Genomic DNA, 26745 nt, shown 5'->3' with positions numbered 1-26745 from the left:
ACGAGTTTGAATAAATAAGCTGTTATTTCTCTATTCCAGCCATTTTATTTTGTCTAAATGTCAAAAAATAGATAAAAGAGCAACTTATCCCTTGTCTTATCCCCCAAAAAATTATATTTTTACGCCAAATATTTTTGCAAATGAACATTCACGAATATCAAGGAAAGCAAATACTAAAGAGCTTTGGTGTGCGCGTACAGGAAGGTATCGTAGCAGATACTCCAGAGCAAGCTGTGGAAGCGGCCAAAAAAATGAAAGAAGACTACAACTCTGATTGGGTTGTTGTTAAAGCTCAAATTCACGCTGGTGGCCGTGGTAAAGGTGGTGGTGTCAAGTTAGCTAAGAACTTAGATGAAGTCAAACAAAGAGCAACTGACATCATTGGCATGCAATTAGTAACGCCTCAAACTGGACCTGAAGGTAAAAAAGTAAACAAAGTTTTGGTAGCTCAAGACGTTTATTATCCTGGCGAGAGCGAAACAAAAGAATTCTACATGTCTGTATTATTAGACCGTGCTAAGGGACGTAACATCGTTATGTACTCTACAGAAGGTGGTATGGACATCGAAGAAGTTGCAGAAAAAACACCACACTTGATTTTCAAAGAAGAAATCGATCCAAAAGTAGGCTTACAAGGGTTCCAAGCACGTAAAATTGCTTTCAATCTTGGTCTTTCTGGTGCTGCACACAAAGAAATGGTGAAATTTGTTGCCGCTCTTTACAAAGCATACGATTCTACAGACTCTTCTATGTTTGAGATCAATCCGGTATTAAAAACTTCAGACGACAAGATCCTAGCAGTTGATGCGAAAGTAAATCTTGATGAGAACGCTTTGTACCGTCACCCAGATTACGCTGCTATGCGTGATGTAACTGAGGAAGATCCAACGGAAGTTGAAGCTGGTGAATCAAACCTAAACTACGTTAAATTAGATGGTAACGTAGGTTGTATGGTAAATGGTGCTGGTTTAGCAATGGCTACAATGGATATCATTAAATTAGCTGGTGGTGAACCTGCAAATTTCTTGGACGTAGGTGGTACTGCAAATGCTGAAACTGTAAAAGCTGGTTTCAATATCATTTTAAAGGACCCTAACGTAAAAGCGATCTTAATTAATATCTTCGGTGGTATTGTTCGTTGTGACCGTGTTGCTCAAGGTGTAATTGATGCTTACAGCGAAATCGGTAACATCCCTGTTCCAATCATCGTTCGCCTTCAAGGTACGAATGCTGAAGAAGCGAAAAAATTAATTGATGAGTCCGGTTTACAAGTTTATTCTGCAATCTTATTGAAAGAAGCTGCTGAATTGGTAACGAAAGTATTGAAAGGTTAATTCCTTTAATCATCATAACAAAAAACGCGGACTAGTTATAGTCCGCGTTTTTTGTTTCTAATCTTCCTATCGTTCGCCACACAAACAAAAAGCTCTCTTCTTAGCAAACCTATATTCCGTAGCAAAACGAGGTGTGTGCCATTTTCCAATCTTTGAGTTTTCACCTGTCTTTATTTCAAAATATATTTTCCTTGTGCAGGTTAACGAACCATCTTTAAGCGAATTAAATCAACATTTATAACCAATAAACCAACAGAATAGCTTATTTTTGTATTGCTTTTTTAACAAAGCATCTTTTACAAGTCAATCTCCAAAAATTAAGATGGAACACACAAGAATAAAGGAACTATTGAATGCCACAGAATTTGGCAAAGAGGTCGTTGTTAAAGGTTGGGTAAGAACTTTCCGCAACAATCAGTTTATAGCAATCAATGACGGTTCGTCAATCAATAATATTCAAGCAGTTGTCGATTTTGAAAATACACCTGAAGATATCTTAAAACGTATCACTACTGGAGCCGCAGTTCGCGTAAAAGGTCAATTGATAGAATCATTGGGTAAAGGGCAAAAAGTTGAGGTAAAAGCTACTGAAGTAAGTATTATTGGCGACTCTGACCCCGAAAAATATCCATTACAACCCAAAAAGCATAGCTTAGAATTTTTACGTGAAATTGCGCATTTGCGTTTCCGTACCGGAACATTCAATGCAGTATTCAAAGTGCGTAATGCTTTAGCATTTGCGGTACACAAGTTTTTTCAGGAAAACGACTTTGTCTACATGCATACACCAATCATCACAGGTTCCGATGCGGAAGGTGCTGGAGAAATGTTTCAGGTTACAACCTTGGATTTAAAAAACCCGCCACGCAAAGAAAATGGAGATATCGATTTCAAAGAAGACTTTTTTGGAAAATCGACGAACCTTACTGTATCGGGCCAATTGGAAGGTGAGCTTGGTGCCATGGCATTTGGAAACATCTATACGTTCGGTCCAACATTTAGAGCGGAAAACTCAAATACAACACGTCATTTGGCTGAATTTTGGATGATCGAACCCGAAATGGCTTTCTATGAATTAGAGGACAATATGGACTTGGCCGAAGCTTTGCTGAAATATGTAATCAAATATGCTTTGGAAACCTGTCCAGAAGAAATTGAGTTCTTAACCAATCGTTTGTTGGAAGAAGAGAAATCTAAGCCTGCTGCAGAACGCTCAGAATTAAATCTTGTTGAGAAATTAAACTTCGTATTAACAAACGATTTTGAACGCGTTACCTATACCGATGCTGTTGAAATATTAAAGCGTAGCAAACCAAACCAAAAGAAACAATTCAAATATTTAATTGATGATTGGGGTGCTGATTTACAATCGGAACACGAACGCTATTTGGTTGAAAAACACTTCAAGAAACCTGTTATCTTAACAGACTATCCGCGCGAAATCAAGTCCTTCTATATGAAGCAAAATGAGCCGGATGCGCAAGGAAGAAACACCGTACGTGCCATGGATATTCTTTTCCCAGGTATTGGTGAAATGGTCGGTGGTTCGCAGCGTGAAGAAAACCTTGATCGCTTACTCGATCGCATGGCTGAAGTTGGTATTCCTGCAGAAGAAATGGAGTGGTTCTTGGATACACGTCGTTTTGGATCGGTACCGCATTCAGGATTTGGTGTAGGTTTTGAACGCCTCGTTTTATTCACGACAGGAATGACCAATATTCGCGACGTCATTCCATTCCCACGTACGCCGAAAAACGCAGAATTTTAATATAAAGAACAACAGCCAAAACAAAATATTTTGGCTGTTGTTCTTTTAGATATAGCGTATCTGAATGCAGATAATAACCATTGCCCTATTGACTTCCTACAACAGTGGCTAAGATTAAACCTAATTCAGGTACTTAACAAAAATAGAAAATGCTTATTAAGATATATAACGACAATCCTAACCCCAAGGCAATAGAACAGGCGGTTGATATTCTACGGCGTGGAGGTGTAATCATCTACCCTACTGATACCGTATATGGTATCGGCTGTGATATCACGCAACAAAAAGCCATAGAACGAGTATGTGAAATTAGAGGTCTAAAACCAGAAAAGGCCAATCTATCATTTATATGCTATGATTTAACAGATATTTCGCAATACACAAAATCCTTCGATACCTCCGTATTCCGTGTATTAAAAAAAGCCTTGCCTGGACCTTTTACCTTTATTTTTAACGCAACAACTAAAGTCCCTAAGCTACTAAGTTCCAAAAAGAAGACTGTGGGTATACGTGTGCCAGACAATAATATTGTTCGTGAAATTGTCAAACAATTAGGCAACCCTATTGTGACAACCTCCATTCACGATGAAGATGAAATTATTGAATATTCTACTGATCCCGAATTAATTCATGAAAAATACGAAGATCTAGTTGATGCTGTTATAGATGGCGGTTATGGCGATAATGTCGCATCTACCGTGGTCGATCTTACAGAAGGAACTTTTGATATTATTCGTGAAGGAAAAGGTGATTTGGAGCAATTCCTATAAAAACCAACTTTCAATAGAAACTCCCCTTATTAACTATTTGCAAAATTACCAACAGCAGCATTGTTGGTAATTTGTGTATAAACTCCCCCTATCAACATACTTATCAACAAAACAGGCTACTTATTAACACAATAAATGTTAATAAGTAGCCTGTCAACACCTATACATTAACATAAAATGTGTATAAGTACTCCTTTATCAACACCAAATTGTTAATAACGCAAACCAAAAGGATTCAAAAAAATAACAAAATGTGTAAAACTAAGGGGTTATACACATAAAAATGTGTATAAGATAACATTCATCGACAAATTCGCTAAATATCATGTTTATAAATAAACTAGACTAACAGATCCCTGTGGAAAGTTAAGAACGACACTCTACCCGTCCTTTTATCGCTATGTTGAAAAGTTCAAATCCGCGTTTTGTTTCTATCAGTAGTTTTCCCAGAAAAGGAACCAACAATCCAGAAAAAAATTCACCTTGGACAAATCTAACTTGTGAAGCTCCCACTTGTTCTAGCCTAAAATAATGCTCGCCATCAAAAATACCTGGAAAGAATAAATCTCCTTTCCAGCGCAGCTCGCTATTCTGTTCAATAGAAAGGAATTTTGGATTCATTTTGATCTTGAATCCGTTTGGTTGTTCTAAAAGGACTTTGCAGCGTTTTCCGACTACCGGTTGCTTTTCAAACTGCTTGATTGTTGGGCTCCATTGGGAATAAGCCTTAAATTCACTTAATACCTGCCAAACCTCTTCTGCTGTTGCATCAATGAGAATACTCGTTTCAATCTTTTTCATTTTGTTCTTTTTATCGCTGAAACGACAAAATAGCTCAAGCTTCTTCACCTGTGTTCAAATAACGATAAAGCGTATGTGATGCTATTCTAGTTTCGTATTAATTTCAATTATTACAGCTACAAACAAACTATTCCAAGCCTATTATGAACCGTATAAATACACAAAATTTTGGTTACGTGTTCGATTAAGCAAGCTGTTCGTTAACAGCTACAGGACAAAACTAGAAAAAGACAGGCAGCTCGCTCTTGACTTTTATCAAGAACTTATTTTTGCTCGAATACGACTCAAGGTTTCTGGGCTCATACCCAACACGGAGGCGATATATTGAAGGGGAACTTGTTGGAATAATAATTTATGTTGTTCAAAGTATTGGACATACCTTTCTTCCGCTGTTAGACAAATAAAATCCGAGATTCGCTGCTCCATAGTACAAAAGCATTTTGCCAAAAAAGCCTTCTCAAATTTATTCCATTCCACAATTTCGGATTCCATTCGCTGGTAATCGGACTTTGACAAACGGTATACCGTACAATCGCTAATGCATTGGAAATTCCATATGGAAGCCCTGTCAAAAATGAAAGAAGCAAGATCTGTCACAAAATGATTCCTTGTACCTATCCATTGCGTAAACTCTCCTTTTTTTGACCAAGCATATTGACGGATTAATCCGGATTCTATCACAAACAGATTGGAAGAGTAATCGCCCGCCTTGATCAGATATTCACCTCGTTTTAATTCAATGCGTTCGAAGTTTGAGAAAAGTTTTAAGGTACTAGCCTCAGAAATAGGAAAAAAATCTCGAAAGAGTTGATCTAACATGAAAGGAGGTTTTATAAAATCACGACTTCTTCAATAATGACGTGACCTACATATTCATTTACCCTTCCAAGAATTTGTCTTCGCATAAGCGCCAATTCATTCTTAATAACAGCAGACTCTACACGAACGAACAGTTTTTTATCACGAACATATAGCTGCTGTGTGCGATTAGCGATAGCTTTACCAATCAATTGAGGCCAAACAGATGCGATCGAAGTTTCATCAAATTTTCTCCGTAGTTTATAAGCCTCAAGAAGACGCTCAACCCCCTCCTTAATTGTCATATCGTCGCTTGACCGAATGAATTCCAGGCTTTTTTTAGTTTGCTTCTTATACATTGACTTGTCCTCCTTCAATATCAAATATACGAACAGGTCGGCTGATTTCGTCAAAGATTCGCTGAATTCTCACGGAATCCGTATCTGTCAGGAAAATCTGTCCAAAATCATCTTCTGAAACCATCTGCATCAATTTATGTGTACGGCGATCATCAAGTTTATCAAAGATGTCATCCAAAAGAAGTAGGGGCTTAAAACCCTTTTTCTGCTGGAGATAAGAATATTGTGCAAGCTTCAGGGCAATTAGAAAAGATTTTTGTTGGCCCTGAGAACCAAACTTCTTTAAGGGCATTCCACCGTGAATGGTAAAGATCAGATCATCTTTATGTATTCCTTGCGTTGTGCGTTCCAGCATACGGTCACGTTCCAAATTCTTCTCCAAAATATTTAGAAAAGAATCTGTCATTAAAGGCGATTCATATTGTAATTGAACAGACTCTGCATCCTCGGTAAGGAACTGATAGTGTCGGTCAAACTCCGGCTGAAACTCCTCCATAAAAGACCTTCTTTTTTGAAAAATAATATTTCCAACTTCTTCAAGTTGAAAATTGAGAATTTCGATTAGGCCAAGATCCAACACACTGGTTTGACGTGCTTGTTTAAGGAGACTGTTACGTTGGGCTAAAAACTTATTATAAATAATCAGGGTATCTAAATATTTATTATCTGTTTGGGAAATCACATTATCCACAAACTTTCTACGCTCTTCACTCCCATCTGTGACGATGATGCTATCGTTTGGGGATACCATGACCAAAGGAAATAAGCCGATATGATCAGCCAGTCGCGGATAATCCTTCTTATTTTTTTTAAATTGCTTTTTCTGATTTTTTTTTAGGCTACAAGAAATGAAATCACTAATGGATTCTTTATCAAATTCACCCTGTACCATAAACCAGTCATTTCCTGATTTGATATGCTGCGAATCAATTGGATTGAAATAACTTTTACAGAGTGATAAATAGTGAATCGCATCCAAAAGATTGGTTTTACCAACACCATTATTCCCTGTAAACGCATTTACCTCGGGGAGAAATTCCAAAGATGATTCCGAGTAATTCTTGAAATTTAGAACAGAAAGTTGCTTCAGCCACATAGCACAAAGATACGCTATTTGGATTGCTAAAAATTATTTTATTTCCTCAAAATCCACAAACTCACCAGCGGTTTCAGTGCCTTTGCGTTCAGGGCTTTCTTTCGGCGGAATGTAATCGACATGTACCTTACCTTCGGGCTGAGACCTTTTACTTTCCTGTTGCCCTTGACCATTAAATTCATAATAAAAGGTACCGCCTGATCCTTGGCTACCGTATGCTCCCCCCTGCTGCTGCGCTTTTTTCATCAACTTTTCAGCTGCTTTACGCATTGCAAATGGTAAAAATAATCTAAATAAGAATCTTACTACAAAGTAAACAGCGAATGTAATAAGTATAAATTTTAAAAATGCCATAGTTAATTCGTTGCTATTTTATCAAATTTAACCAATAACTCGATAAACTGTTGTCTTTAAAATGTCAGATAAGAATTTATTAACAAATTTTAAGACTTTCCTAATCGCGCTTTTGTTTCCATAATAATTCGATAGAGCTCTTCCTGGCGCTGTGTACCCAACACATAAGTAAGACCATCTTTATCTGTTAAAAAAACAGCATTTTTGCCTCCAGCGAAGAATTTAATCTTTCCTTTAGTGTGCAGATTATAAACAGGATTATTGAAAAAGAATGTACTATAAGGCGCCTTTTCTATTTTTGTAATGGAGGCAAGATCGATTTTGACGACTCGAGTAGACCATAGTCCACTAATAAGTATATGGTCTTGAAATACTTCCGTACGAAATAATACCATATACATCATGACAATAGATGTGATGATAATCCCTACTCCTACAATAAAGAACAATTGGCTCGATATCAAATGGTCTAAATTCAAATAAAATGCCGTAAAACAAAAAAGTACGAGCACTAAACGCACGCTGATCCAAACACGGTCACGACCTAAATATTGATTTTCCGAATAGAGTACACCTTCTTTCATTTACTTAAGATTTAGCTATTAATTTGGAGACTTCGCACCATTGTCTCTTACTATTTGAACTCCTCATTAGTATCATTTTTGCTGCTATAGATTTTGTATCATTCAGGATCCTTCCATCATTTTTAGCAGCAACAATTTTTCTTGCTAATCAGTTCTGCAAACTAAAGTAAGGACTTTTTTTGTATTGGCGGTAATTTTATAACGATTGTCCATGCGATAATTGGCTACCCAAAGGATATCTCCATTTCCATTCACCACGATCGGGATATTTTCCTTTTCAAATAAGCTGATCTTCTTATTGATAAAAAAATCACTCAACTTCTTGCGCCCTTCCATACCTAAAGGATAGAAGCTATCGCCAACTTTCCATGATCGAATCGTGAGCGGGAAAACTAATACATCATAATCCAGCTTTGCAACCTCACTCGCTTTGACAATAGTTAGATCCGCAGAAACATTGGCATGAAAACAATAGTGTTTCCACTCCACAGTTGAAGTTTCGGAGGTGATTAAAGCCTCATCAGGTGAAATAAATTCCTTTTCACGAATAAAAAGTTCATTTCTATCCAGGAGCATATGGTAGGCTTCGGATTGAAAAATACGTCCAGACTCTCTTGACCAAGCTTGTTGGAGATCACTTAGTACCGGCTTTGAGAAATTAAAAGCCGAAAACAACTCATAGAGCAAAGGCAGATTATCTATATAGGGTTCCAGATCTTCCTTCCGAACTCCCCATCCTTCGTCAATAGGGTAAAACAGCTTTCTCCGAATGGGCTCCACAAATTGCTGCAACAGCTGGTAAGATTCCTTAAAATGATTGATATTCTGCTCGAAGACCATCTCAAAATCTGGCTGAAGTTTTTTAAAATGTGGGATGATATCAATCCTTATTTTATTACGTGCATATTTTGTTGAAAAGTTGGATTGATCGTCTCGATAAGCAATCCCATACATATTCACGAAATGTTCAATTTCGCTAGCCTTCAGAAAAAGTAGTGGTCGGATGATGCGCTCTCTGATAGGGAAAATACCCTGGAGGCCTTGGAGACCGGTTCCACGTGAAAGGTTCAGGAGTACCGTTTCGATATGATCGTTCAGATGCTGAGCTACTGCAATTCGGTCGAACTGCAGCTCATGTCGCAATTTCTCAAACCAAGCATAACGAAGTTCCCGTGCCGCCATTTGAATCGAAATCTGATGGTCCTTTGCGTAAGCCTGTGTATCAAAGTGCTTCACGTATATTGGCACATTATTTTCCGCTGCAAATTTTCTGACTAGAGCTTCATCCTCTTCAGATTCCGCCCCCCTTAATTGAAAATTGCAATGTGCAATAGCAATCGTATACCCTGCTTTTGCAAATAAATGTGCCATTAACATCGAGTCCTTTCCTCCACTCACCGTAAGCAATATTTTATCATGAGGCATCAACAAATGCTCCTTCTCAATATAGCCCATTAGTCTTTCCAGCACATTCATATAACAAAGTTACGGTATATTTTGTCCGAATGATAAATTCAAGTCTTAAAATTTGTGAAATCCAGTGAAGTAGCAATTAAAATCCATATTTTTGCCCTTGTGAAACAATACATTTATACACTTATTGTATTTATTTTAACTGGCTTGTCGGTCCAAGCTCAGAAACAGGATGAACTAAAGCTTCTTTCATCATCCCATATTATTACTGGAAAAGACGGCAATATCCTCTTTTACCGCCCAGTCTATGAACATGTAGGCTCAACACTATCATCAGATAGTGGCTATTTACACAAAGACAACATTGGTAGACAATTTTTTGAAGCCTTTGGAAATGTAATCATTACTCAACCCGACGGTACGCAGATATTTTCCAATAAATTGCACTATGAAGCGGCCATGCAGCTCGCTACACTTACGGGCGCTGTACGAATGGTCAGCACCAGTGGCTCTATACTGACAACCGATCATCTTGTCTATAATATGCGAAGTAAAATCGGTAATTATTACAGTGGTGGGCGTATTCTATCAGGAAGCGATACAATTACAAGTCAGCGAGCTACTTATTTCGAAAATACAGGGGAATCTTATTTCAATCAAAAAGTTGTGGTCCGATCAACCAATGTAAAAGTCTATACAGACTCCATGAAATATAATGGTAATACACGCATTACTGATTTCTATGGGCCTACCAATATCAAGGGAAATAAAGGGGAAAACCTGTATACTGAAAAAGGCCGATACCATATGGCAACGGGCCAGGCTTATTTCTCTAAAAACAACCTCTACACAGAAGGGACAAAGTTTCTTAAGGGAGACAGCCTATTCTACGATAGACAAGTGGGAATCGGTAAAGCCGTAAAAAATGTGGTCTTTGTTGATACCTTGGACAAATTTTATGCCTATGGTGGATTTGGTTTGTACAACGGGAGAAACGAATCCATTACAATGACGGACAAACCCCTGATCATTTCGGTTGTCAAAAAAGATTCAACACAAAAAGATTCTGTATCTTCTTTGTCTCCCGTCCAACAAAAATCGGAGAAAGAGCTAAAAAATGAAGCTAAAGAATTGAAGAAGATTGAAAAAGAACAACACAAAGATGACCTCAAATCAAATAAAACTACATCGCAAGTTGCTCTAGAAGAAAAGGAAAATCCAGGTAAAAATATCAAAAGCGGCAATAATAAACCACTTAAGGCTGATTCACAGGTAGATTCTGTTTTTATGACAGCCGACACGCTCTTCTCACAGATGATATTTCGCCGAGATTATATTGCAAAAGATTTTAAATTGAATCGTGAAGGTGGGGCGATTGAGGATGACAATGAGGTCGATTATGGTGACCAGGATTCCAGCTCAACAACAGTTGATTCCACGGGTACATTAGAAAACATAAAAGATGACCTTCACAAGGGAATCGACAGTTTGCATAAAAAAGACAGCGGCAAACCGGTTCTTGAAAAGAGCATTAAAAAAGTACAAGATACACTTACAAATAAGAAACCGATTGCAACAAAAAAAACACCAGCTATTGTCGGTGACCAAAACAAGATAGAAATTGAAAAAAATCTCAAGGCTGATAGTGTATTGCGTAAAAAAGCGATCATCCCGAAAGGCGGTGAATCCGATAAACTGATGGGAGCAGCTTTAAAAAATGCCCAAAAGGGTAAACGGGATTCTCTCGCTCAGGATACGGCCAAAACACGGATTATAAAGGCATACTATAATGCCCGATTATTTAAATCGGACTTGCAAGCAGTAGCAGATTCTATGTATTATGGTATGCAAGATTCCATGTTCAGACTGATGGGAAAACCAATGATGTGGGCCGAAAACTCACAAATATCGGGCGATACCATTTTCCTACAGGTAAAGAATCAAAAATTAGACAATTCGCTACTTGTCGGTAACGCTTTCATGGTAAACGCAACAAGTGACTCATTGAAATTCAATCAGATTAAAGGTCGGAAGATTACTAGCTTTTTCACCAATAACCGTATGGAACGTCTGTTTGTTGATGGCAACGCTGAAAATATATTCTACAATATTGATGAAAAGACCAATATAACCACTGAGCTTGTCCATGATCGAAGCAGTCGTTTCAAGATCTTGATGGAAGATAATAAGCTGAAGGAATATGTATCTATTCGGAAAGTCGATGGCAAAGTATATCCTATTGCTGAAGTCACGGCCGACAAGGAGTTTCTTCCGAATTTCACCTGGCGCCCCGAAGATCGACCTAAATCAAAAGATGATTTATTAAATCGAAAAAGGGATCTTTCAAAAGCGTCATTTACGGTTCCGGCGGCACCAGAAGGTGAAGAATCTGGAACAATGAAGTCTATTAAGAAAGGCGATAAAACAACTACTCCCCAAAAAGGCGCCACCAAAAAAGCTGGCGCGGACGAAACTCTCGAGAAAGAAAAAGAGGTGGAAGCTGCAAACAATAAAACAAGCGCTGTAACCAAAACAGCCAAGCCATCTGAAACAACGGATAAAGCTAACGCTACGAAAACAAGTGTAAAGACCGCAACTGACAAAGTAGCTGCAAAGTCCGACTCAACAACTAGTAAATCGGCGATAATACCTGCTCAAGATAGTACCCAAACAAAAGTAAAAGCTAAATAATAGCAGAAGTCAATAAAAAAAAGGAAGTGCGAAACAAATTGTTTTGCACTTCCTTTTTTTAGGCTTCAACCGATCAGATTAGGATCTCCTCCTGGTAAATTGAAAGCTCCTACTTCTAATCTAATTGAAAGAAATATTAACCTATTTTGTTTTTAGGTATTCAGCAAGTTTGCCTACAGCAATCGCTCGGTGGCTAATGCTATTTTTTTCCGCAGCTGTCATTTCGGCAAACGTTCTATCATAGCCATTCGGAATAAAAATGGGATCATAACCAAAACCATCAATACCCTTACGTTCTTCAATAATTTTCCCCTCGATACTTCCTTCAAAAAAGTGCTGCTGCTCATTCAAATATAAGGAAATAACTGTTTTGAATCTCGCTGTACGATTGGGGTTATTGCCTAAATTTTCCAGGACAAGATCAATATTCTTTTCCATATCCCTCGATCCGGAATAACGTGCTGAATAAACTCCAGGCTCGCCATTTAATGCATCAATTTCCAAGCCTGAGTCATCTCCAAAACAGTAAAGACCATATTTGTTCACCAAATAGTCCGTTTTCTGCTGGGCATTTTCTTCAAAGGTCACTCCCGTCTCTGGAATATCATCATTACAGTCAATATCATTTAAGCTCTTAATGATAAAAGCACTCCCCACGATCGCTTGGACTTCCTCTAATTTATGGGCATTATTGGTTGCAAATACAAGTTCTAGCATCTTATTCAAATTTAGTTTTTGTTTGTTCTTTCGCTTTATCGACCGTGCTCCTCACTCTGCCGTGGGCTACGATTTTTCCATGAAGTTACACCTTCAAAAATAAGCATTACGATATATATATTCTGTAATAAAACTTATATTTGGCAACTATTAACCCAATAAAAATAATGAAAAAGTTTTCTTTAGCAGTTTATCTACTGCTGTTCTTAGTGATGGTGTCGCCATGCAGTACATTTGCACAAAAAATGAAAGTTCTTTCTGGAAATTTTGAGTTCCTAAAAGGACAACAAGAATTGAACGTTGTGTTTGATTATACTCCCATGACCTTTTATAACGAGAAGATGTCAGAAAATGACTATTTAGAAAAAAGAAACAAAGACATCAGTGCAAATAAAGGTACGAATGAAGCCGAAAACTGGAAAAACGACTGGGCTTATTCTAAATCTACAGCATTTCCAAACAAATTTTTTGCTTCTATGAACAAAAACTGTGCTATCGCGACAGGGAGCAAAGAATCGGCCCCTTACACATTAGTCGTTCAAACAACATGGATCTATCCAGGGTGGTTTGCCGGAGTAATGAAACAACATGCAAAAGTTACCACATTATTAAAGTTTATCGAAACAGCTAATCCCGCTAATGTGCTACTCGAAATAAACAGTGAAAAAGCACCTGGAGATTTTGATTTCGTCGGGATACCCAATACCAATGACAGAATAGCCGAGGGTTACGCTAAAACTGCAAAGTCCCTTGCCAAATTAATAACAAAGAAGATTAAATAATAGATGGGGTTTAAGAGCTCACATTCCCTCTTAAATCCCAATTTTATTCATAACAAGTTTCTGATAAAAAAATCAAGAAACAATAAAGGTCTTAAATTCGTTCCAGAACAGCTTCTTTTTATTCACATCGACAAACATCTCTTCAAAACTGAACGTATTAAAAACCGTTGCAATACGGCCTTTCATATAGGAATTATGTTCAATAAATGGAAGTTTCAAAGATGCAGGTTCCACACCCAACAATATAATCTTAGTCGGTTGAAAAAACTGCATAATGCGCTTAAAATCATTCGGGTTATGGGAATTTGCCAAATTGAGAACCGCAACGGTCTCTTTGGTCAATTTCAAGGCACCAATTGTTTTTTCAAAAGCGTCCAATGCGGCTGGAGAAAAGTAGGGGTATTGCTCGTAACGCAAAATAAAAAGTACTCCCTGATCCTTATTTCCTTGATAGATAAATTCACCACCCAATACTTCAAGATGGTTAACAGTATCACCGCCCTTGCGGGGCTCAATAGCCACAACGGCCTGCTCCGCACCTACCCCCACTGCTACACACGAAGTGTCCTTCGTTGTCGATGATGCCTGTACAACAGCTGTTTGCGCATGCGCACTGTTCTCCTCCTGTAAAGGATGTGCAGACAGATCGCCTTGAAAATCAAAACCATTTCCAAAGATTGTTTCATCCATTAAGGTCTGAAGTGCAACGGGATTATCTGTTGTAAGATTGCTCATCGAGAAAAGAAATATTAGACAGTAAAGATAAAGAAGAAAAAGGGAAAAGAAAAAGGAGCGAAGAATCGCTCCTTTCTGTATGTCAAAAAGATTAATGACCTAAGATATACGAGAAGATTAATGGCGCAACGATCGTCGCATCAGATTCTACGATAAATTTAGGTGTATCAATATCTAATTTGCCCCAAGTGATTTTCTCATTTGGAACAGCACCAGAGTAAGAACCATACGAAGTTGTTGAATCTGAAATTTGACAGAAATAAGCCCAGAAAGGTACTTCTTCCCATTCAAGATCTTGATACATCATCGGAACTACACAGATTGGGAAGTCACCAGAAATACCACCTGCGATTTGGAAAAATCCAACACCTTTACCTGCTGAGTTGTTACGGTACCACTCTGTCAAGTAAATCATATACTCAATACCAGATTTAACCGTACTCGCTTTCAATTTACCTTTGATCACATTGGAAGCGAAGATATTACCTGTCGTTGAATCTTCCCATCCTGGACATACAATTGGTAAATTTTTCTCAGCAGCAGCAACAATCCAAGAATCTTTTGGGTCGATTTCATAATATTGCTCCAACACACCAGAGTTAACAACTTGATAAAGAAACTCATGTGGTAAGTAACGCTCACCTTTAGCCTCAGCAGCGTGCCAAACATCTTCAAGATGTTTCTGCAAACGACGGAAAGCTTCTTCTTCCGGAATACAAGTATCTGTAACACGATTATAGTGATTATCCAATAGCTCTCTTTCTTGCTCAGCTGTCAAATCTCTATAATTCGGGATTCTTTTGTAGTGTGAGTGTGCCACAAGGTTCATCACATCCTCTTCCAAATTAGCACCAGTACAAGAAATAAAGTGTACTTTATCTTGACGGATCATTTCTGCCAAAGAAACACCCAATTCAGCGGTAGACATTGCACCTCCCAAAGAGATCAACATTTTTCCACCATCCAATAGATGTTCCTCGTAACCTTTTGCAGCATCTACTAATGCAGCTGCGTTAAAGTGACGGTAATTATGCTCAATAAATTGAGAAATAGGTCCTTTTTGAGTACTCATGATATTTTCTAACTTTTATAAAATAATAAGTATCGCAAAGGTACTGAATATAATCTATTTTCGTTCCAACAGAGATTCAAAACGCGTATAGACCACATTTTTTTTAACAAATGTAAAAAGAATGGTATTCCTCATATGCGATTATAAACGTGACGCTTCTCCTTCGATCGAAGTCTGTTTGATCTTTTGCTTTTTATAAAGGCCAAATGTATAATTAAAATTTAGGCCAATAATTCTTGAATCGACCACTGTTTTAGAATAAATGTTGAATTCCTGTTCCAAAATCTCTCGTTTCAAAACACGGCTATGAAACAGATCAGTATTCGAAACTTTGATCTATAGCGTGGGCTAGTTTATTGACAAAGTCAGGTTTCACATTTTTATCAATGGCATTGATGTTATCCAGCTCAAGAAGAAGTGCCGGTATTTTAGCACCACGTAAAATCGCTAGTTTTGTATTTATCGCCGGAGCACTTGCTGCCAGTCCATTCTGTTGCAACCTTTGCCCCAAACTAAATGCAAATTTGCGGTTAAGCTCTTCTAGCATCGTATGATTAACCCCCGACTGATATAATATTCGAATAGGAAGAGATTGTTTGTCCTTTACATTGTCGAAATGGATCGATAGCAATAAATCCCCTTCAAAGTTCGATCGGTCTCTGAGTAATTTATATTCATCAGCAGCCCTTGACAACACTACTTTGTACCCCTTGCGCTCCAGCTCCTGTTTCAAAAGTAAACAGGTTTCCCAGGTCAATGATTTTTCTTCCAATCCGAAAGATGAAATCCCCCCCGTGTCTTTCCCACCGTGTCCGGGGTCAAGGATGATCGTTTTAGACGGATTCTTTTTCCCATTTAAAGATGCGGAAAACCAAACGCTCTTCGGTGGATTAATAAAAGAGTAAAATAGCAGTAAAAAGCCTAATAAAGGAACGGTCAATACGTATTGCCATCTTTTCTTTTTAGAGGAAGGTTTTGCCATCATGGCCTGAACCCGTTCAACCAGCTCATGCCTATTGTTAAATAAACTGCTCTGCAATCCAGCAGGACAGGGCTGTTGCGTTAAAGTCAGTAGAAAACGGGCATAGCGGCTGTTACCATATCGATTGGCCAATACCTCGTCAACCTGATATTCATGCACCAAATACAACTGTCTACGCATCCAATAAACAAATGGATTTAGCCAAAAAAGACAACGAAAAATTTCTATAAACAATTTATCCCGACGATGTTTAAAAACAATATGCTGGCTCTCATGTTCAAAAATCAATTTTCCATCTGGCGTATCAAGCTGATCTTCTTCCATAACAATTACATGCTGAACTGAACAATTTGCATAATGTCCAAAGGGAGCAACCATCGTAAATCCTTCAAATTTATACTGACTCAGCTGTCCAATACGACGGCCTAAGCGGATATAGCGTAACGCAAATCGGCATAACAAAACAAAAGATACAAGCAGATAACCATAAGCAATGCCATATCCAATCGAAAAGGAATGCCAGAAAGAATCGACCATTTCTGTTTCAGATACGAGATCACCCGAAGCTCCTATCGAATGAGCAACTGTGTTCGATTGTTCAAAAGCGAGCACTGGACTTGTCGGCGAAAGAAATAGTTCGCCCAAACGTACAGTTCCAAATGGCAGAAGCAGACTCAACAAACATAAACCCAGGATAAAATAACGGTTCCATTGAAAAAATGAAAGCTGTCTGAATACCAGAAAATAAAGAACTGCGCCGATTACCAGACTGCAGTTAACTTCAAATAAATAATAAAGTAAGCTATTCATGATCTTCGTGTTTTTTGATGAGTTGTTCTATTTTCTGAATATCCTCCGCCGAAAGCTTCTTTTCTTTTACCATAAAAGACAGTAAGTTCTCAACCGAATCATCAAAATAATGATCGAGCACTCTTGAGAATGATAACTTTCGGTATTGCATCTTCGAAATCAAAGGATAATATTGATAAGTTTTTCCGAAGGCTCTATAACCTACATACCCTTTCTTTTCCAATATTCTTACAATCGAGGAGATTGTATTATAGGGTATGGAATTACTTGGATCCAGATACTCAATAATATCTTTGACAAAGACCTCTTTGAGCTTCCAGATCGCCTGCATGACTTCCTCTTCTTTTTTTGTTAATTCTTCCATAATTTGATACGTTGTTTATGCTAACATAAAGCTATAACTTATTTTTTAGTTTTACAACTGAAAAATAAGTTATAAAACTGAAAAACAAGTTCACAGAAGATATTCAATCAAAAAAAAGAAATTAAAACCTACTTTTTCAACAACTTAGAGAAAAACAAATAGGCCGCTACCAAAAAGATAACGATAATAATCAGGACAATAATCTCTTGTGTCCCTATTCCCCAGTTCATACTATTCATAATTTTTTTTCCAATTTAAATGATCCATTTCTCGCATTGATCTAAAAAAGTTTGGTCTATATCTGCCCCGATTCCAATTTGGTCTGAGATATGTATTTTGTATCCGTCATATTGAATACCACCGATAACAGGATCCTCCAGATGGCCAACCATACAAGTGTCCAGATCAAAAAACTTGACATTTGGGGCAGCATACGCGAAATGTACCTTAGCAGCCAAAGCCAAGCGAGATTCCAACATTCCTCCGATCATACAAGTAATACCGTATTCCGCGGCAATATGATTAATTTTTAAGGCCTCTTGAATACCTCCTGATTTCGAAAATTTAATATTAATATAATCGCAAGCATCAGCTTTGCAGAGACGCTCTGCGTCATGGTGAGAATAAACAGATTCATCCGCCATCACGGGAACAATAGTTTCTGTGCGCAATTGCGGTAAATATTCGTCATCCCAGGTACGCATTGGTTGCTCACAAAATTGTATCTTAAAAGGTTCTAGCCCCTGCAAAGCTTCTATTGCCCCCGCATAAGACCAGCCTTGATTTGCATCCACGCGAATAGGCATTTCGAATCCAACAGCCTTACGTATTTCACGAATGCGTGCAATATCCGTTTTTGGCTCCTTCCCCAGTTTAACTTTAAACATGACCGCACCTTCGTCCTGTAAACGCTTTGCCTTCAGCGCCATCTCTTCCGGAGACGCAATTCCTAAAGTGATATCTGTCGTAATTTCTCGTTTCGTTCCCTTTAGAAACTGATAAAGCGGTAGACCAGCATGTTTGGCGGCCAAGTCATACAAGGCCATATCAAAAGCCGATTTGATCGTTTTGTTACCGGCAATATACAAATCCAATTCAGCCAAACGCTCTTCTATGGCCAAAGGATCGCGCCCCTTCCAGATCTTTGCAAAATCTCTAGCCAGAACTAAGCAAGTATCTTGTGTTTCTCCAACGATCATCGGAAAGGCAGAACATTCGCCCACACCATATATATTGGCATCGGTATATATACGTATAAAAGTATTTTGCGCATAGTCCATTGTCCCTGTCGCAATGACAAAAGGTTCCATAGGAATGCTTAGTCGATAAATTTCAATTTCAGTTATTTTCATCTCATTCTCTTTAGTTAAGCCATGTCGATACAGCATAAAAGGATATGCAATACTTTGCCTAATTTATATATATTCTCGCAATCTTGGGATGCTTTTTCCATATCGCACAAAAAAATATTGCCAAATGTTGCATTATTCAGCTACGCATCAAACTGTATTAACAGCCACGAATACCAAATACAATATCAGCAACAAAACACTTCAAAAGAAATGATAAAATCAAATTAAATACATTTTCATTAGAATATTTACAATATTTACGTTTTTTATTCCTATATTAGCAATGTATAATATTTGAAAAGGAAAGATGATTCAACAAAGACCGAAAACGGAGGGCCTCTACGACCCTAATTTTGAGCATGACGCCTGTGGGGTAGGCTTTGTCGCCCATATCAAAGGGAATAAATCACACGCACAAGTAAAGGATGCATTGACCATGTTGGAAAACATGGAACACCGCGGTGCTTGTGGCTGTGACCCAGAAAGCGGTGACGGAGCAGGTATCATGATCCAGCTTCCACATGAATTTTTATGGGAAGAATGTATCAACTTGGGTATACAACTGGAAGAGCCAGGTTATTATGGCACAGGTATGGTCTTTCTTCCTAAAGAAGAAGACATGAACAAAATATGTCGGGATTTGATTGAGGAAGCGGCAACAGAAAGGGGTATGAAATTCCTTGGCTACCGTCCAGTACCAGTCAATCGTGAAGGTATTGGACCAACAGCGCTCAGTGCAGAACCTGAAATTGTCCAATTTTTTGTCAGCAGACCGGACGGCGTTTCAAACACTGAAGAATTTGAACGCAAACTTTTTGTACTACGTCGCCTGATCATTCAAAAAGTTAAACAACAACAAGAATATCCTCTCCCGCTTTACTTTGCATCGCTTTCTTGCAAAACAATTATTTACAAAGGTCAATTAACAACATACCAGGTCGGAACTTATTATCTTGATTTACGCGATCCTCGTGTGGTATCTGCTTTTGGCTTAGTTCACTCGCGCTTTTCCACCAACACCTTCCCTTCATGGTCGCTTGCTCAACCATTCCGTATGCTGGCACACAATGGCGAGATCAATACGTTGACAGGTAACCTGAATTGGTTTTATGCAGGTATGCGCGCTTTATCATCGCCCTATTTTACGGAAGAAGAGATGGAAATCTTACTTCCAATCGTTGACCGTGGTCAGTCCGATTCGGCCTGCCTCGACAATGTAGCGGAACTTCTTTTACACAGCGGTCGTAGCCTCACCCACGTCATGTTGATGTTGGTACCTGAAGCTTGGGATGGCAATACACAAATGGATCCTTTAAAACGTGCTTTCTACGAATACCATGCGACGTTGATGGAGCCTTGGGATGGTCCTGCAGCCCTCTGCTTCACCGATGGTAAGCATATTGGTGCTACACTAGACCGCAATGGTTTACGTCCACTACGTTATGCCGTAACCTCAGACGACCGCGTCGTTGTTGCTTCTGAAGCGGGAGCGCTTCCGATCGAGGAGTCTACCATCATCAAAAAAGGCCGCCAACAAGCAGGCAAGATTTTTCTTGTCGATATGGAACAGGGCCGTATCCTTACCGATAACGAAGTAAAAGATCAGCTGATCAACCAGCAGCCCTACAGCGATTGGTTGGACAATTACAAAATCAAACTGGAAGAACTGGAAGAGCCTCGTGTAACCTACACCTATCTTTCCAAAGATTCCGTTTTCAAATATCAAAAGACATTTGGTTTCTCCCGCGAGGATCTGGAAACCATCCTGACCCCAATGGCATTGACAGGGTACGAACCGACAGGCTCAATGGGGTCCGATGTTCCGCTGGCCATTCTGTCCGATCAACCACAGCATATTTCAAGTTATTTTAAGCAATTTTTTGCCCAAGTAACCAACCCGCCAATCGATCCGATTCGCGAACGCTTGGTCATGAGTTTAGCAACATTCATCGGTAATGCAGGCAATATACTGATCGAAGACAAGAAATTCTGTCACTGTGTGACTTTACCGCATCCAATCTTGACCTCCAAAGAACTGGAGAAATTGCGTTCGATCGACACAGGATTGTTCCAAGCAAAAACCATTCAGTCTTATTTCCGCTCAGATGGTAAGCCTGGATCATTGGAAGCAGGTCTGGAACGCTTGTGCCGCTATGCGGATGATGCCGTACGTGATGGTTTTGAAGTCTTAATTCTTTCAGATCGTGCGATCGATTCCAAACATGCAGCAATACCATCGTTACTTGCTGTTTCAGCAGTCCATCACCACTTGATCAAAACAGGTAACCGTGGCGCTGTAGGTCTCGTGGTCGAAGCCGGTGATGCTTGGGAAGTGCACCATTTTGCCTGCCTATTAGCTTTCGGTGCCACTGCGATCAACCCGTATATGGCATTGGCGAGCATCCGTACGATGAAGGAACAAAATACCTTAGATACAGAGCTCACTTGGCCAGAATTATCCAAAAACTACGTCAAGGCCGTCAATAATGGTTTGTTGAAGATTTTCTCCAAAATGGGGATCTCTACATTGCAATCCTACCACGGAGCGCAGATTTTCGAGGTACTCGGCATCGACAAATCTGTCGTTGATAAATTTTTCTGCGGAGCAGTCTCACGTATCGGTGGCATGACATTAGATGATCTTGCCAAAGAAGCCCTCTCAAAACACTGGCGTGGATTTGAAAAAAGCCGTACACCGCAAAATCTATTGCCAGAGGGCGGTATTTACCAATGGAAACGCCGCGGTGAAGGCCACCTTTGGAATCCCGACACGATTCACCTATTGCAACAGGCCTGTCGCACCGGAGATTACGCAACCTATAAAAAATACGCTCAGAAAATCAACGAGCAGAAGGAACATATGTTTACTCTTCGTGGATTGTTGGACTTTGCAAAACATCGCAATTCTATTCCATTGGAGCAAGTAGAACCTGCTAGTGAAATTCTAAAACGTTTCGCAACCGGAGCGATGTCCTTTGGATCAATTTCCCACGAAGCGCATAGTACCCTTGCCATCGCCATGAACCGCATCGGTGCAAAATCGAACACTGGTGAAGGTGGAGAAGATGAATTGCGTTATCAACCGCTTCCAAATGGAGATTCTATGCGCTCGGCAATTAAACAGGTTGCCTCGGCTCGTTTTGGTGTCACGTCCAATTATCTGACACAAGCGGACGAACTACAGATCAAAATGGCCCAAGGTGCCAAACCGGGAGAAGGAGGTCAATTACCGGGTCCCAAAGTGGATGCCTGGATTGCAAAAACCAGACACTCTACACCGGGTGTCGGTCTGATTTCACCACCACCCCACCACGATATTTACTCCATCGAAGATTTAGCCCAGCTGATCTTTGACCTAAAGAATGCTAACCGTCAAGCAAGAATCAACGTAAAATTGGTCTCTAAAGCAGGTGTTGGTACCATTGCTGCCGGAGTTGCAAAAGCCCATGCCGACGTCATTCTTATTGCAGGTTTTGATGGTGGTACAGGTGCATCTCCAATCAGTTCAATCAAGCACGCTGGACTACCTTGGGAATTAGGCCTTGCAGAAGCGCATCAGACACTTGTTAAAAACAAATTGCGCAGTCGTGTCGTGTTACAAGCGGACGGCCAGGTAAAAACAGGTCGCGACATCATCATCGCTACACTATTGGGCGCTGAGGAATGGGGCGTATCTACAGCAGCATTGGTTGCCGGCGGCTGTATCATGATGCGTAAATGCCACCTGAATACGTGTCCTGTAGGTGTTGCAACTCAAGATCCAGAACTGCGTAAATTATTCTCTGGAAAACCAGAAGATATTGTCAACTTATTTACCTTCCTCGCGGAGGAAGTCCGTGAAACTATGGCTTATCTAGGCTTCCGTACCATCAACGAAATGGTGGGAAGAGCTCAATTCTTGAAAAAACGCGAGAATATAAACCATTGGAAAGCTAAGAAAATTGATTTCACAGACATTCTACATGTGGAACGCAACGAGCCTGGACAATCGTTATACAATACCGAAGAGCAGGATCACGGCATGGCTATGATTTTGGATTGGGGCCTCCTAAAACAGTCAAAATTGGCTTTAGACAGCAAAACCCCTGTATTTGGCACATTCAAGGTCAAAAATACAGACCGCACCATCGGAACAATGTTATCCAATGAAATTTCAAAACTCTATGGTTCTGAAGGTCTACCTGACAATACCATCAATTTCAAATTTGAAGGTTCGGCCGGACAAAGTTTCGGTGCATTTTCAACAAAGGGTCTTTCATTTGAATTACAAGGTGAAGCCAATGATTATGTTGGAAAAGGACTATCAGGAGCGCAGTTAGCAATCTATCCAGTTGCAGAAAGTGCTCTTGTACCGGAAGATAATATCATTATCGGCAACGTTGCACTATTTGGAGCAACATCCGGACATCTATTCGTCAACGGACAGGCCGGTGAACGTTTTGCAGTACGTAACTCAGGCGCAACAGCTGTAGTTGAAGGTGTTGGTGACCATGGCTGTGAGTACATGACTGGGGGCCGTGCGCTGATCTTAGGGGCAACGGGTCGTAACTTTGCTGCCGGAATGAGCGGTGGTATCGCATGGATCTACGACATTAACGAGGATTTCCGCGAAAACTGCAATCAGGAAATGGTCGATCTGGACCCATTGGAAAGTGAAGACGAAACCGCAATTATCGCCTTACTGAAACGTCATATCTTACTCACCAATAGCCGTAGAGCAGATTTCATTCTACAAAATTGGTCAAGAGAAAAAAATAAATTCATTAAGGTATTCCCTAGAGAATACAAAAATGTCATTCGTCAAAAATTAGTTGAAGCATAATATAGGAAGCACATCATGGGAAAAATTACAGGTTTTAAAGAATTTGAGCGCGTGCTTCCGACAAAAGAAGCTGTGGAAGGTCGCGTACAGCACTTTAAGGAATTCAATAAAGGGTATTCGGAGAACGAGCTCAATAAGCAGGCCGCGCGCTGCATGGACTGCGGCATTCCATTTTGTCATTCAGGTTGCCCACTGGGCAATGTCATCCCTGAGTTTAACGATGCCGTATACGATGGAAAATGGGAAGAGGCTTATCAGATTTTGTCCTCCACCAATAACTTCCCTGAATTTACAGGTAGAATATGTCCGGCACCATGCGAATCAGCCTGTGTACTTGGCATACATAGTACTCCGATCACTATTGAGGAGATCGAAAAACATATTATTGAGATTGCTTTTAAAAAGGGTTATGTCAAAGCACATAAAAGCTATTTAAAAACAGGCAAACGCGTCGCTGTCGTCGGCTCTGGTCCAGCAGGACTAGCGGCTGCCGCTCAGCTCAATAAGGCTGGGCACGATGTTATCGTCTTCGAACGTGATGATCAGGTTGGAGGTTTACTCCGTTACGGTATTCCGGATTTTAAATTAGAAAAATCGGTGATCGATCGTCGTATCAATCTCATGAAAGAATCGGGAATAGAATTCAAGGTTAACACAGAAGTTGGCAAAGATATCAGCTTTTATGAATTAAAAGCTTATGATGCAGTTATATTGGCCACTGGCTCAACCGTTCCTTGGCACATGCAATTACCGGGACATGAAGCTAAAGGCATACATTTTGCCATGGACTTTTTGACCCAACAGAATAAAGAAGTAAGTGGAATTGCTGTCGAACAAGACCGCATCTTGGCAACAGACAAACATGTTGTTGTCATCGGTGACGGCGATACCGGATCGGACTGTATTGGTACATCCAATCGTCATCGTGCAAAAAGTATTACACAGATTGCCCGCAAACCTACACCATCTAAACACCGCCTAAAAAACAATCCTTGGCCGATGGACAAGCTCACATTCGGAACCTCCTCTTCCCAAGAAGAAGGTTGTGAAAGACTTTGGGCTACAGAAACGCAAGAGTTTGTTAAAGATGAAGATGGCCATATCAAAGCTATAAAAATCAAAGAAGTTCAATACGAAGTTGATGAATTTGGAAAAAGAACCCGCTTAGGAGAATCCGAGATCCGTGAAATACCGGCAGACCTCGTATTATTGGCTATTGGTTATCAACACACTGAACATACGCTCTTAGAACAGTTAGGTGTTCGTGTAGATGAAAAAGGAAATATCCTTGCAAATGACAAAGACTACCAAACGACTATTGATAATATCTTCACTGCCGGAGACTGCCGTAAAGGCCAATCGCTTGTTGTTTGGGCCATCTCCGAAGGACGCGAATGTGCTCGAAAAGTCGATGAATACTTAATGGGGTATTCAGAGCTTGAAAGCAAAGACTTCCTGGCGACAATAAATGCATAAAAGTAGGCCGCGCTCAACAGGGGGGGCATACTAATGATACGCCAAGCCACCTTCAATATTCAGTAATAAGGACGAAAGCTTGAACAGTATAAAATCATAAAAAGGTCCGTTGAAAATTCAACGGACCTTTTTTATGATCAGTAATTAGTCCCTATTTCAATGGGTCCTTAAGCTTAACAAAATAAATACTGTTTTTGTCTACAGTCTTTATGTAAGGTAATATTTTCGACTCATAGAAGCCTTTTCCAGTCACCCCAAAATCATCATCATTACATACCGCGATCATGAATGGATTAATGACAGCCAAGCCCTCTGCTTTATCATGCGGATACAATTCCTTGATGTCAGTCATTAAATCAGCAACCAATGTCTTATTGACTGGTTTAATATTATACTTTGCCAATGTAGCTGCGTCTTTGAGTTCCTCGACAGTTTTACCGTCAAATAATTTCCCAGTTGCGGTATTATTCGCATCCGAGATATCTGTTGCGCCAGAAAGATCTATTTTATAAATTTTCTTAAATACAGTAGAGCGAGTTGCTTCTGTCGCGTATTCCCCATCACGTTCCAAGACAATAAATGTTGAATTGCTCACGGCAGCGATTTCACTCACAGCCTGCAAATCGGTACGCTCCATCATATAGACATATTGTTTCGTGGCGCCGCTCGCAATATCGAGCGTAACAATACGGATTGCCAACGAATTTTTAATCGCGTCTTTAGAGGGATTATACAGTGGAAATTGCATGATTCCGACCAATGTTTTACCGTCTGGTGTAAGCGTCAATCCCTCCATTCCGCGATTAGGACGACGTTTGGCAAATACCAAAGGCAACTTTTTACCCGTAGACCAAGGATTAATCCGTTCGATTTCTTTTCCCGAAGCGTCAAAATGAACGATATGTGGTCCGTATTCGTCACTGACCCACCAAGATCCATCCGCCGCTCTCGCTAGTCCCTCTGAATCGATTCCATCCTCGCTTTTCCCTAGATCTTTACCATCAACCCCCAATGCTTTTTCTCCAGAACCACCCTTCCCTTCAGGATTTGGCAGACCATTCAATTTCACACCATCTTTATTTTTCAATTCGATAACAGATTCCAATGTTAGCGTATTTTCCTTTAATCTGAATTTACCGATCTGCGGTGCAAATGCCGGAGTAGCAAATACTTTACTATCACTTTCTGTCCCATCAATATTTGGTCCCCTATCAGTTAAAAGATAAAATATAGATTTATCAGTAGGATCTTGGACCATCGAAGACCCATAGCCTCCATTATACACTTTTACACCATTAATATCACTTAATACTTTTGGGTCTGTTGCTATTGCCTTTTGCGGATAGGTCAGTTCTGTCGGGTCAGTAATCTGCGACACATCATCTTTACTACATGAAGCACACAATAGGGCTATCCCCAGTACACTGTATATTTTTTTCATCTGTACAAATTTTTCAAATAATGTTTACTGCTATTCAGGTTCACTCCAATAGCCAAATTCTATTCCTGTTGCCTTGCATATCTGATAAAACAGTAGGGTTAGTCTAAACAATCTATGCTTGGCTGGCTGTCCGAATACTGATGCAAACATAATTGCCAGATATTAGCCAATCATTAACATAAGTTTAAATAAACTGCATCTATCGTAAAAAACATCCTATAAAA

At 39.6% G+C, this 26745-nt stretch carries 21 protein-coding genes; 7 read left to right on the top strand and 14 right to left on the bottom strand.

The annotated features are described in order from the left end of the window. Positions 1 to 140 precede the first annotated feature (140 nt). From sucC to ACHWSC_RS00745, 3 genes are all read left to right on the top strand, one after another. Positions 141 to 1334, top strand: coding sequence for an ADP-forming succinate--CoA ligase subunit beta (gene sucC / locus ACHWSC_RS00755; protein WP_046674091.1), 1194 nt, complete (start codon positions 141 to 143; stop codon positions 1332 to 1334). Positions 1335 to 1656: 322 nt separating this feature from the next. Then, positions 1657 to 3102 (top strand): asparagine--tRNA ligase, encoded by a 1446-nt coding sequence (gene asnS / locus ACHWSC_RS00750; protein ID WP_120333497.1) that lies wholly within the window; start codon positions 1657 to 1659, stop codon positions 3100 to 3102. Positions 3103 to 3251: 149 nt separating this feature from the next. Next, positions 3252 to 3872, top strand: a complete 621-nt coding sequence (locus ACHWSC_RS00745; protein ID WP_394675483.1) for an L-threonylcarbamoyladenylate synthase — start codon at positions 3252 to 3254, stop codon at positions 3870 to 3872. Between the two features lie 366 nt (positions 3873 to 4238). Here ACHWSC_RS00745 and ACHWSC_RS00740 read toward each other — a convergent pair whose 3' ends face one another. The 7 genes from ACHWSC_RS00740 to tilS all read right to left on the bottom strand — a co-directional run bounded on the left by ACHWSC_RS00740 (position 4239) and on the right by tilS (position 9340). After that, a complete protein-coding gene (locus ACHWSC_RS00740; protein ID WP_394675482.1) occupies positions 4239 to 4673 on the bottom strand; it encodes an SRPBCC family protein in 435 nt (144 codons plus the stop codon). A 255-nt stretch (positions 4674 to 4928) separates the two neighbouring features. After that, positions 4929 to 5492 carry a Crp/Fnr family transcriptional regulator gene (locus tag ACHWSC_RS00735; protein WP_394675481.1) on the bottom strand — a complete coding sequence of 188 codons (564 nt, stop codon included), beginning with the start codon at positions 5490 to 5492 and terminating at the stop codon, positions 4929 to 4931. Positions 5493 to 5503: 11 nt separating this feature from the next. Beyond that, complete coding sequence (locus ACHWSC_RS00730; RefSeq protein ID WP_227550177.1) at positions 5504 to 5776, bottom strand: DUF721 domain-containing protein; 273 nt, start codon at positions 5774 to 5776, stop codon at positions 5504 to 5506. Between the two features lie 46 nt (positions 5777 to 5822). After that, entirely contained in the window at positions 5823 to 6926 is a 1104-nt protein-coding gene (gene recF / locus ACHWSC_RS00725; protein ID WP_088160262.1) for a DNA replication/repair protein RecF, read from the bottom strand. A 33-nt stretch (positions 6927 to 6959) separates the two neighbouring features. Continuing rightward, positions 6960 to 7280 (bottom strand): DUF4834 family protein, encoded by a 321-nt coding sequence (locus ACHWSC_RS00720; protein WP_088160261.1) that lies wholly within the window; start codon positions 7278 to 7280, stop codon positions 6960 to 6962. 89 nt (positions 7281 to 7369) lie between these two features. Further along, entirely contained in the window at positions 7370 to 7864 is a 495-nt protein-coding gene (locus ACHWSC_RS00715; RefSeq protein ID WP_120333501.1) for a hypothetical protein, read from the bottom strand. Between the two features lie 144 nt (positions 7865 to 8008). Further along, on the bottom strand, positions 8009 to 9340 hold the full coding sequence (gene tilS / locus ACHWSC_RS00710; protein WP_394675480.1) for a tRNA lysidine(34) synthetase TilS: 1332 nt from the start codon (positions 9338 to 9340) through the stop codon (positions 8009 to 8011). A gap of 54 nt (positions 9341 to 9394) precedes the next feature. Between tilS and ACHWSC_RS00705 the strand changes: the two genes are divergently transcribed. Further along, positions 9395 to 11968, top strand: a complete 2574-nt coding sequence (locus tag ACHWSC_RS00705) for an OstA-like protein (RefSeq protein ID WP_394675479.1) — start codon at positions 9395 to 9397, stop codon at positions 11966 to 11968. 141 nt (positions 11969 to 12109) lie between these two features. Here the strand turns inward: ACHWSC_RS00705 and ACHWSC_RS00700 are convergent, their stop codons facing one another. Then, positions 12110 to 12685: a non-canonical purine NTP diphosphatase gene (locus tag ACHWSC_RS00700; protein WP_394675478.1), complete on the bottom strand. Its 576-nt coding sequence runs from the start codon at positions 12683 to 12685 to the stop codon at positions 12110 to 12112. 167 nt (positions 12686 to 12852) lie between these two features. On the opposite strand from ACHWSC_RS00700, the gene ACHWSC_RS00695 reads away from it, so the two are divergent. Continuing rightward, complete coding sequence (locus ACHWSC_RS00695) at positions 12853 to 13467, top strand: hypothetical protein (protein WP_394675477.1); 615 nt, start codon at positions 12853 to 12855, stop codon at positions 13465 to 13467. Between the two features lie 72 nt (positions 13468 to 13539). Here the strand turns inward: ACHWSC_RS00695 and ACHWSC_RS00690 are convergent, their stop codons facing one another. The 5 genes from ACHWSC_RS00690 to ACHWSC_RS00670 form a co-directional block, all read right to left on the bottom strand. Continuing rightward, positions 13540 to 14202, bottom strand: a complete 663-nt coding sequence (locus tag ACHWSC_RS00690; RefSeq protein ID WP_394675476.1) for a hypothetical protein — start codon at positions 14200 to 14202, stop codon at positions 13540 to 13542. 91 nt (positions 14203 to 14293) lie between these two features. After that, positions 14294 to 15274: a deoxyhypusine synthase family protein gene (locus tag ACHWSC_RS00685; RefSeq protein ID WP_046674101.1), complete on the bottom strand. Its 981-nt coding sequence runs from the start codon at positions 15272 to 15274 to the stop codon at positions 14294 to 14296. Positions 15275 to 15590: 316 nt separating this feature from the next. Then, a complete protein-coding gene (locus ACHWSC_RS00680) occupies positions 15591 to 17066 on the bottom strand; it encodes an N-acetylmuramoyl-L-alanine amidase (RefSeq protein WP_394675475.1) in 1476 nt (491 codons plus the stop codon). After that, positions 17059 to 17430, bottom strand: a complete 372-nt coding sequence (locus ACHWSC_RS00675) for a BlaI/MecI/CopY family transcriptional regulator (protein WP_394675474.1) — start codon at positions 17428 to 17430, stop codon at positions 17059 to 17061. Before ACHWSC_RS00675 ends, ACHWSC_RS00680 begins: the two co-directional genes overlap by 8 nt. Before the next feature lie 254 nt (positions 17431 to 17684). Beyond that, complete coding sequence (locus ACHWSC_RS00670) at positions 17685 to 18782, bottom strand: mandelate racemase/muconate lactonizing enzyme family protein (RefSeq protein WP_075991068.1); 1098 nt, start codon at positions 18780 to 18782, stop codon at positions 17685 to 17687. Between the two features lie 307 nt (positions 18783 to 19089). On the opposite strand from ACHWSC_RS00670, the gene gltB reads away from it, so the two are divergent. Further along, the gene (gltB, locus tag ACHWSC_RS00665; protein ID WP_088160254.1) at positions 19090 to 23604 is read left to right on the top strand and encodes a glutamate synthase large subunit; all 4515 of its coding nucleotides are present in this window, start codon (positions 19090 to 19092) and stop codon (positions 23602 to 23604) included. 15 nt (positions 23605 to 23619) lie between these two features. Next, complete coding sequence (locus ACHWSC_RS00660) at positions 23620 to 25080, top strand: glutamate synthase subunit beta (RefSeq protein WP_394675473.1); 1461 nt, start codon at positions 23620 to 23622, stop codon at positions 25078 to 25080. Between the two features lie 151 nt (positions 25081 to 25231). Here the strand turns inward: ACHWSC_RS00660 and ACHWSC_RS00655 are convergent, their stop codons facing one another. Further along, entirely contained in the window at positions 25232 to 26521 is a 1290-nt protein-coding gene (locus ACHWSC_RS00655; RefSeq protein WP_394675472.1) for an esterase-like activity of phytase family protein, read from the bottom strand. Between the last annotated feature and the right edge of the window lie 224 nt (positions 26522 to 26745).

The sequence above is a fragment of the uncultured Sphingobacterium sp. genome, assembly GCF_964277905.1.
In the GTDB taxonomy this organism is placed as follows: Bacteria; Bacteroidota; Bacteroidia; order Sphingobacteriales; family Sphingobacteriaceae; genus Sphingobacterium; species Sphingobacterium siyangense.
Note: the sequence above shows the minus strand (reverse complement) of the source record. Positions and strands in the feature narration are given on the sequence as shown.

Bases quoted from the DNA above. Each gene is read 5' to 3' on its own strand.
- sucC (WP_046674091.1), top strand. From the start codon at position 141: ATGAACATTCACGAATATCAAGGAAAGCAAATACTAAAGAGCTTTGGT.
- asnS (WP_120333497.1), top strand. From the start codon at position 1,657: ATGGAACACACAAGAATAAAGGAACTATTGAATGCCACAGAATTTGGC.
- ACHWSC_RS00745 (WP_394675483.1), top strand. From the start codon at position 3,252: ATGCTTATTAAGATATATAACGACAATCCTAACCCCAAGGCAATAGAA.
- ACHWSC_RS00740 (WP_394675482.1), bottom strand. From the start codon at position 4,673: ATGAAAAAGATTGAAACGAGTATTCTCATTGATGCAACAGCAGAAGAG.
- ACHWSC_RS00735 (WP_394675481.1), bottom strand. From the start codon at position 5,492: ATGTTAGATCAACTCTTTCGAGATTTTTTTCCTATTTCTGAGGCTAGT.
- ACHWSC_RS00730 (WP_227550177.1), bottom strand. From the start codon at position 5,776: ATGACAATTAAGGAGGGGGTTGAGCGTCTTCTTGAGGCTTATAAACTA.
- recF (WP_088160262.1), bottom strand. From the start codon at position 6,926: ATGTGGCTGAAGCAACTTTCTGTTCTAAATTTCAAGAATTACTCGGAA.
- ACHWSC_RS00720 (WP_088160261.1), bottom strand. From the start codon at position 7,280: ATGGCATTTTTAAAATTTATACTTATTACATTCGCTGTTTACTTTGTA.
- ACHWSC_RS00715 (WP_120333501.1), bottom strand. From the start codon at position 7,864: ATGAAAGAAGGTGTACTCTATTCGGAAAATCAATATTTAGGTCGTGAC.
- tilS (WP_394675480.1), bottom strand. From the start codon at position 9,340: ATGAATGTGCTGGAAAGACTAATGGGCTATATTGAGAAGGAGCATTTG.
- ACHWSC_RS00700 (WP_394675478.1), bottom strand. From the start codon at position 12,685: ATGCTAGAACTTGTATTTGCAACCAATAATGCCCATAAATTAGAGGAA.
- ACHWSC_RS00695 (WP_394675477.1), top strand. From the start codon at position 12,853: ATGAAAAAGTTTTCTTTAGCAGTTTATCTACTGCTGTTCTTAGTGATG.
- ACHWSC_RS00690 (WP_394675476.1), bottom strand. From the start codon at position 14,202: ATGAGCAATCTTACAACAGATAATCCCGTTGCACTTCAGACCTTAATG.
- ACHWSC_RS00685 (WP_046674101.1), bottom strand. From the start codon at position 15,274: ATGAGTACTCAAAAAGGACCTATTTCTCAATTTATTGAGCATAATTAC.
- ACHWSC_RS00680 (WP_394675475.1), bottom strand. From the start codon at position 17,066: ATGAATAGCTTACTTTATTATTTATTTGAAGTTAACTGCAGTCTGGTA.
- ACHWSC_RS00675 (WP_394675474.1), bottom strand. From the start codon at position 17,430: ATGGAAGAATTAACAAAAAAAGAAGAGGAAGTCATGCAGGCGATCTGG.
- ACHWSC_RS00670 (WP_075991068.1), bottom strand. From the start codon at position 18,782: ATGAAAATAACTGAAATTGAAATTTATCGACTAAGCATTCCTATGGAA.
- gltB (WP_088160254.1), top strand. From the start codon at position 19,090: ATGATTCAACAAAGACCGAAAACGGAGGGCCTCTACGACCCTAATTTT.
- ACHWSC_RS00660 (WP_394675473.1), top strand. From the start codon at position 23,620: ATGGGAAAAATTACAGGTTTTAAAGAATTTGAGCGCGTGCTTCCGACA.
- ACHWSC_RS00655 (WP_394675472.1), bottom strand. From the start codon at position 26,521: ATGAAAAAAATATACAGTGTACTGGGGATAGCCCTATTGTGTGCTTCA.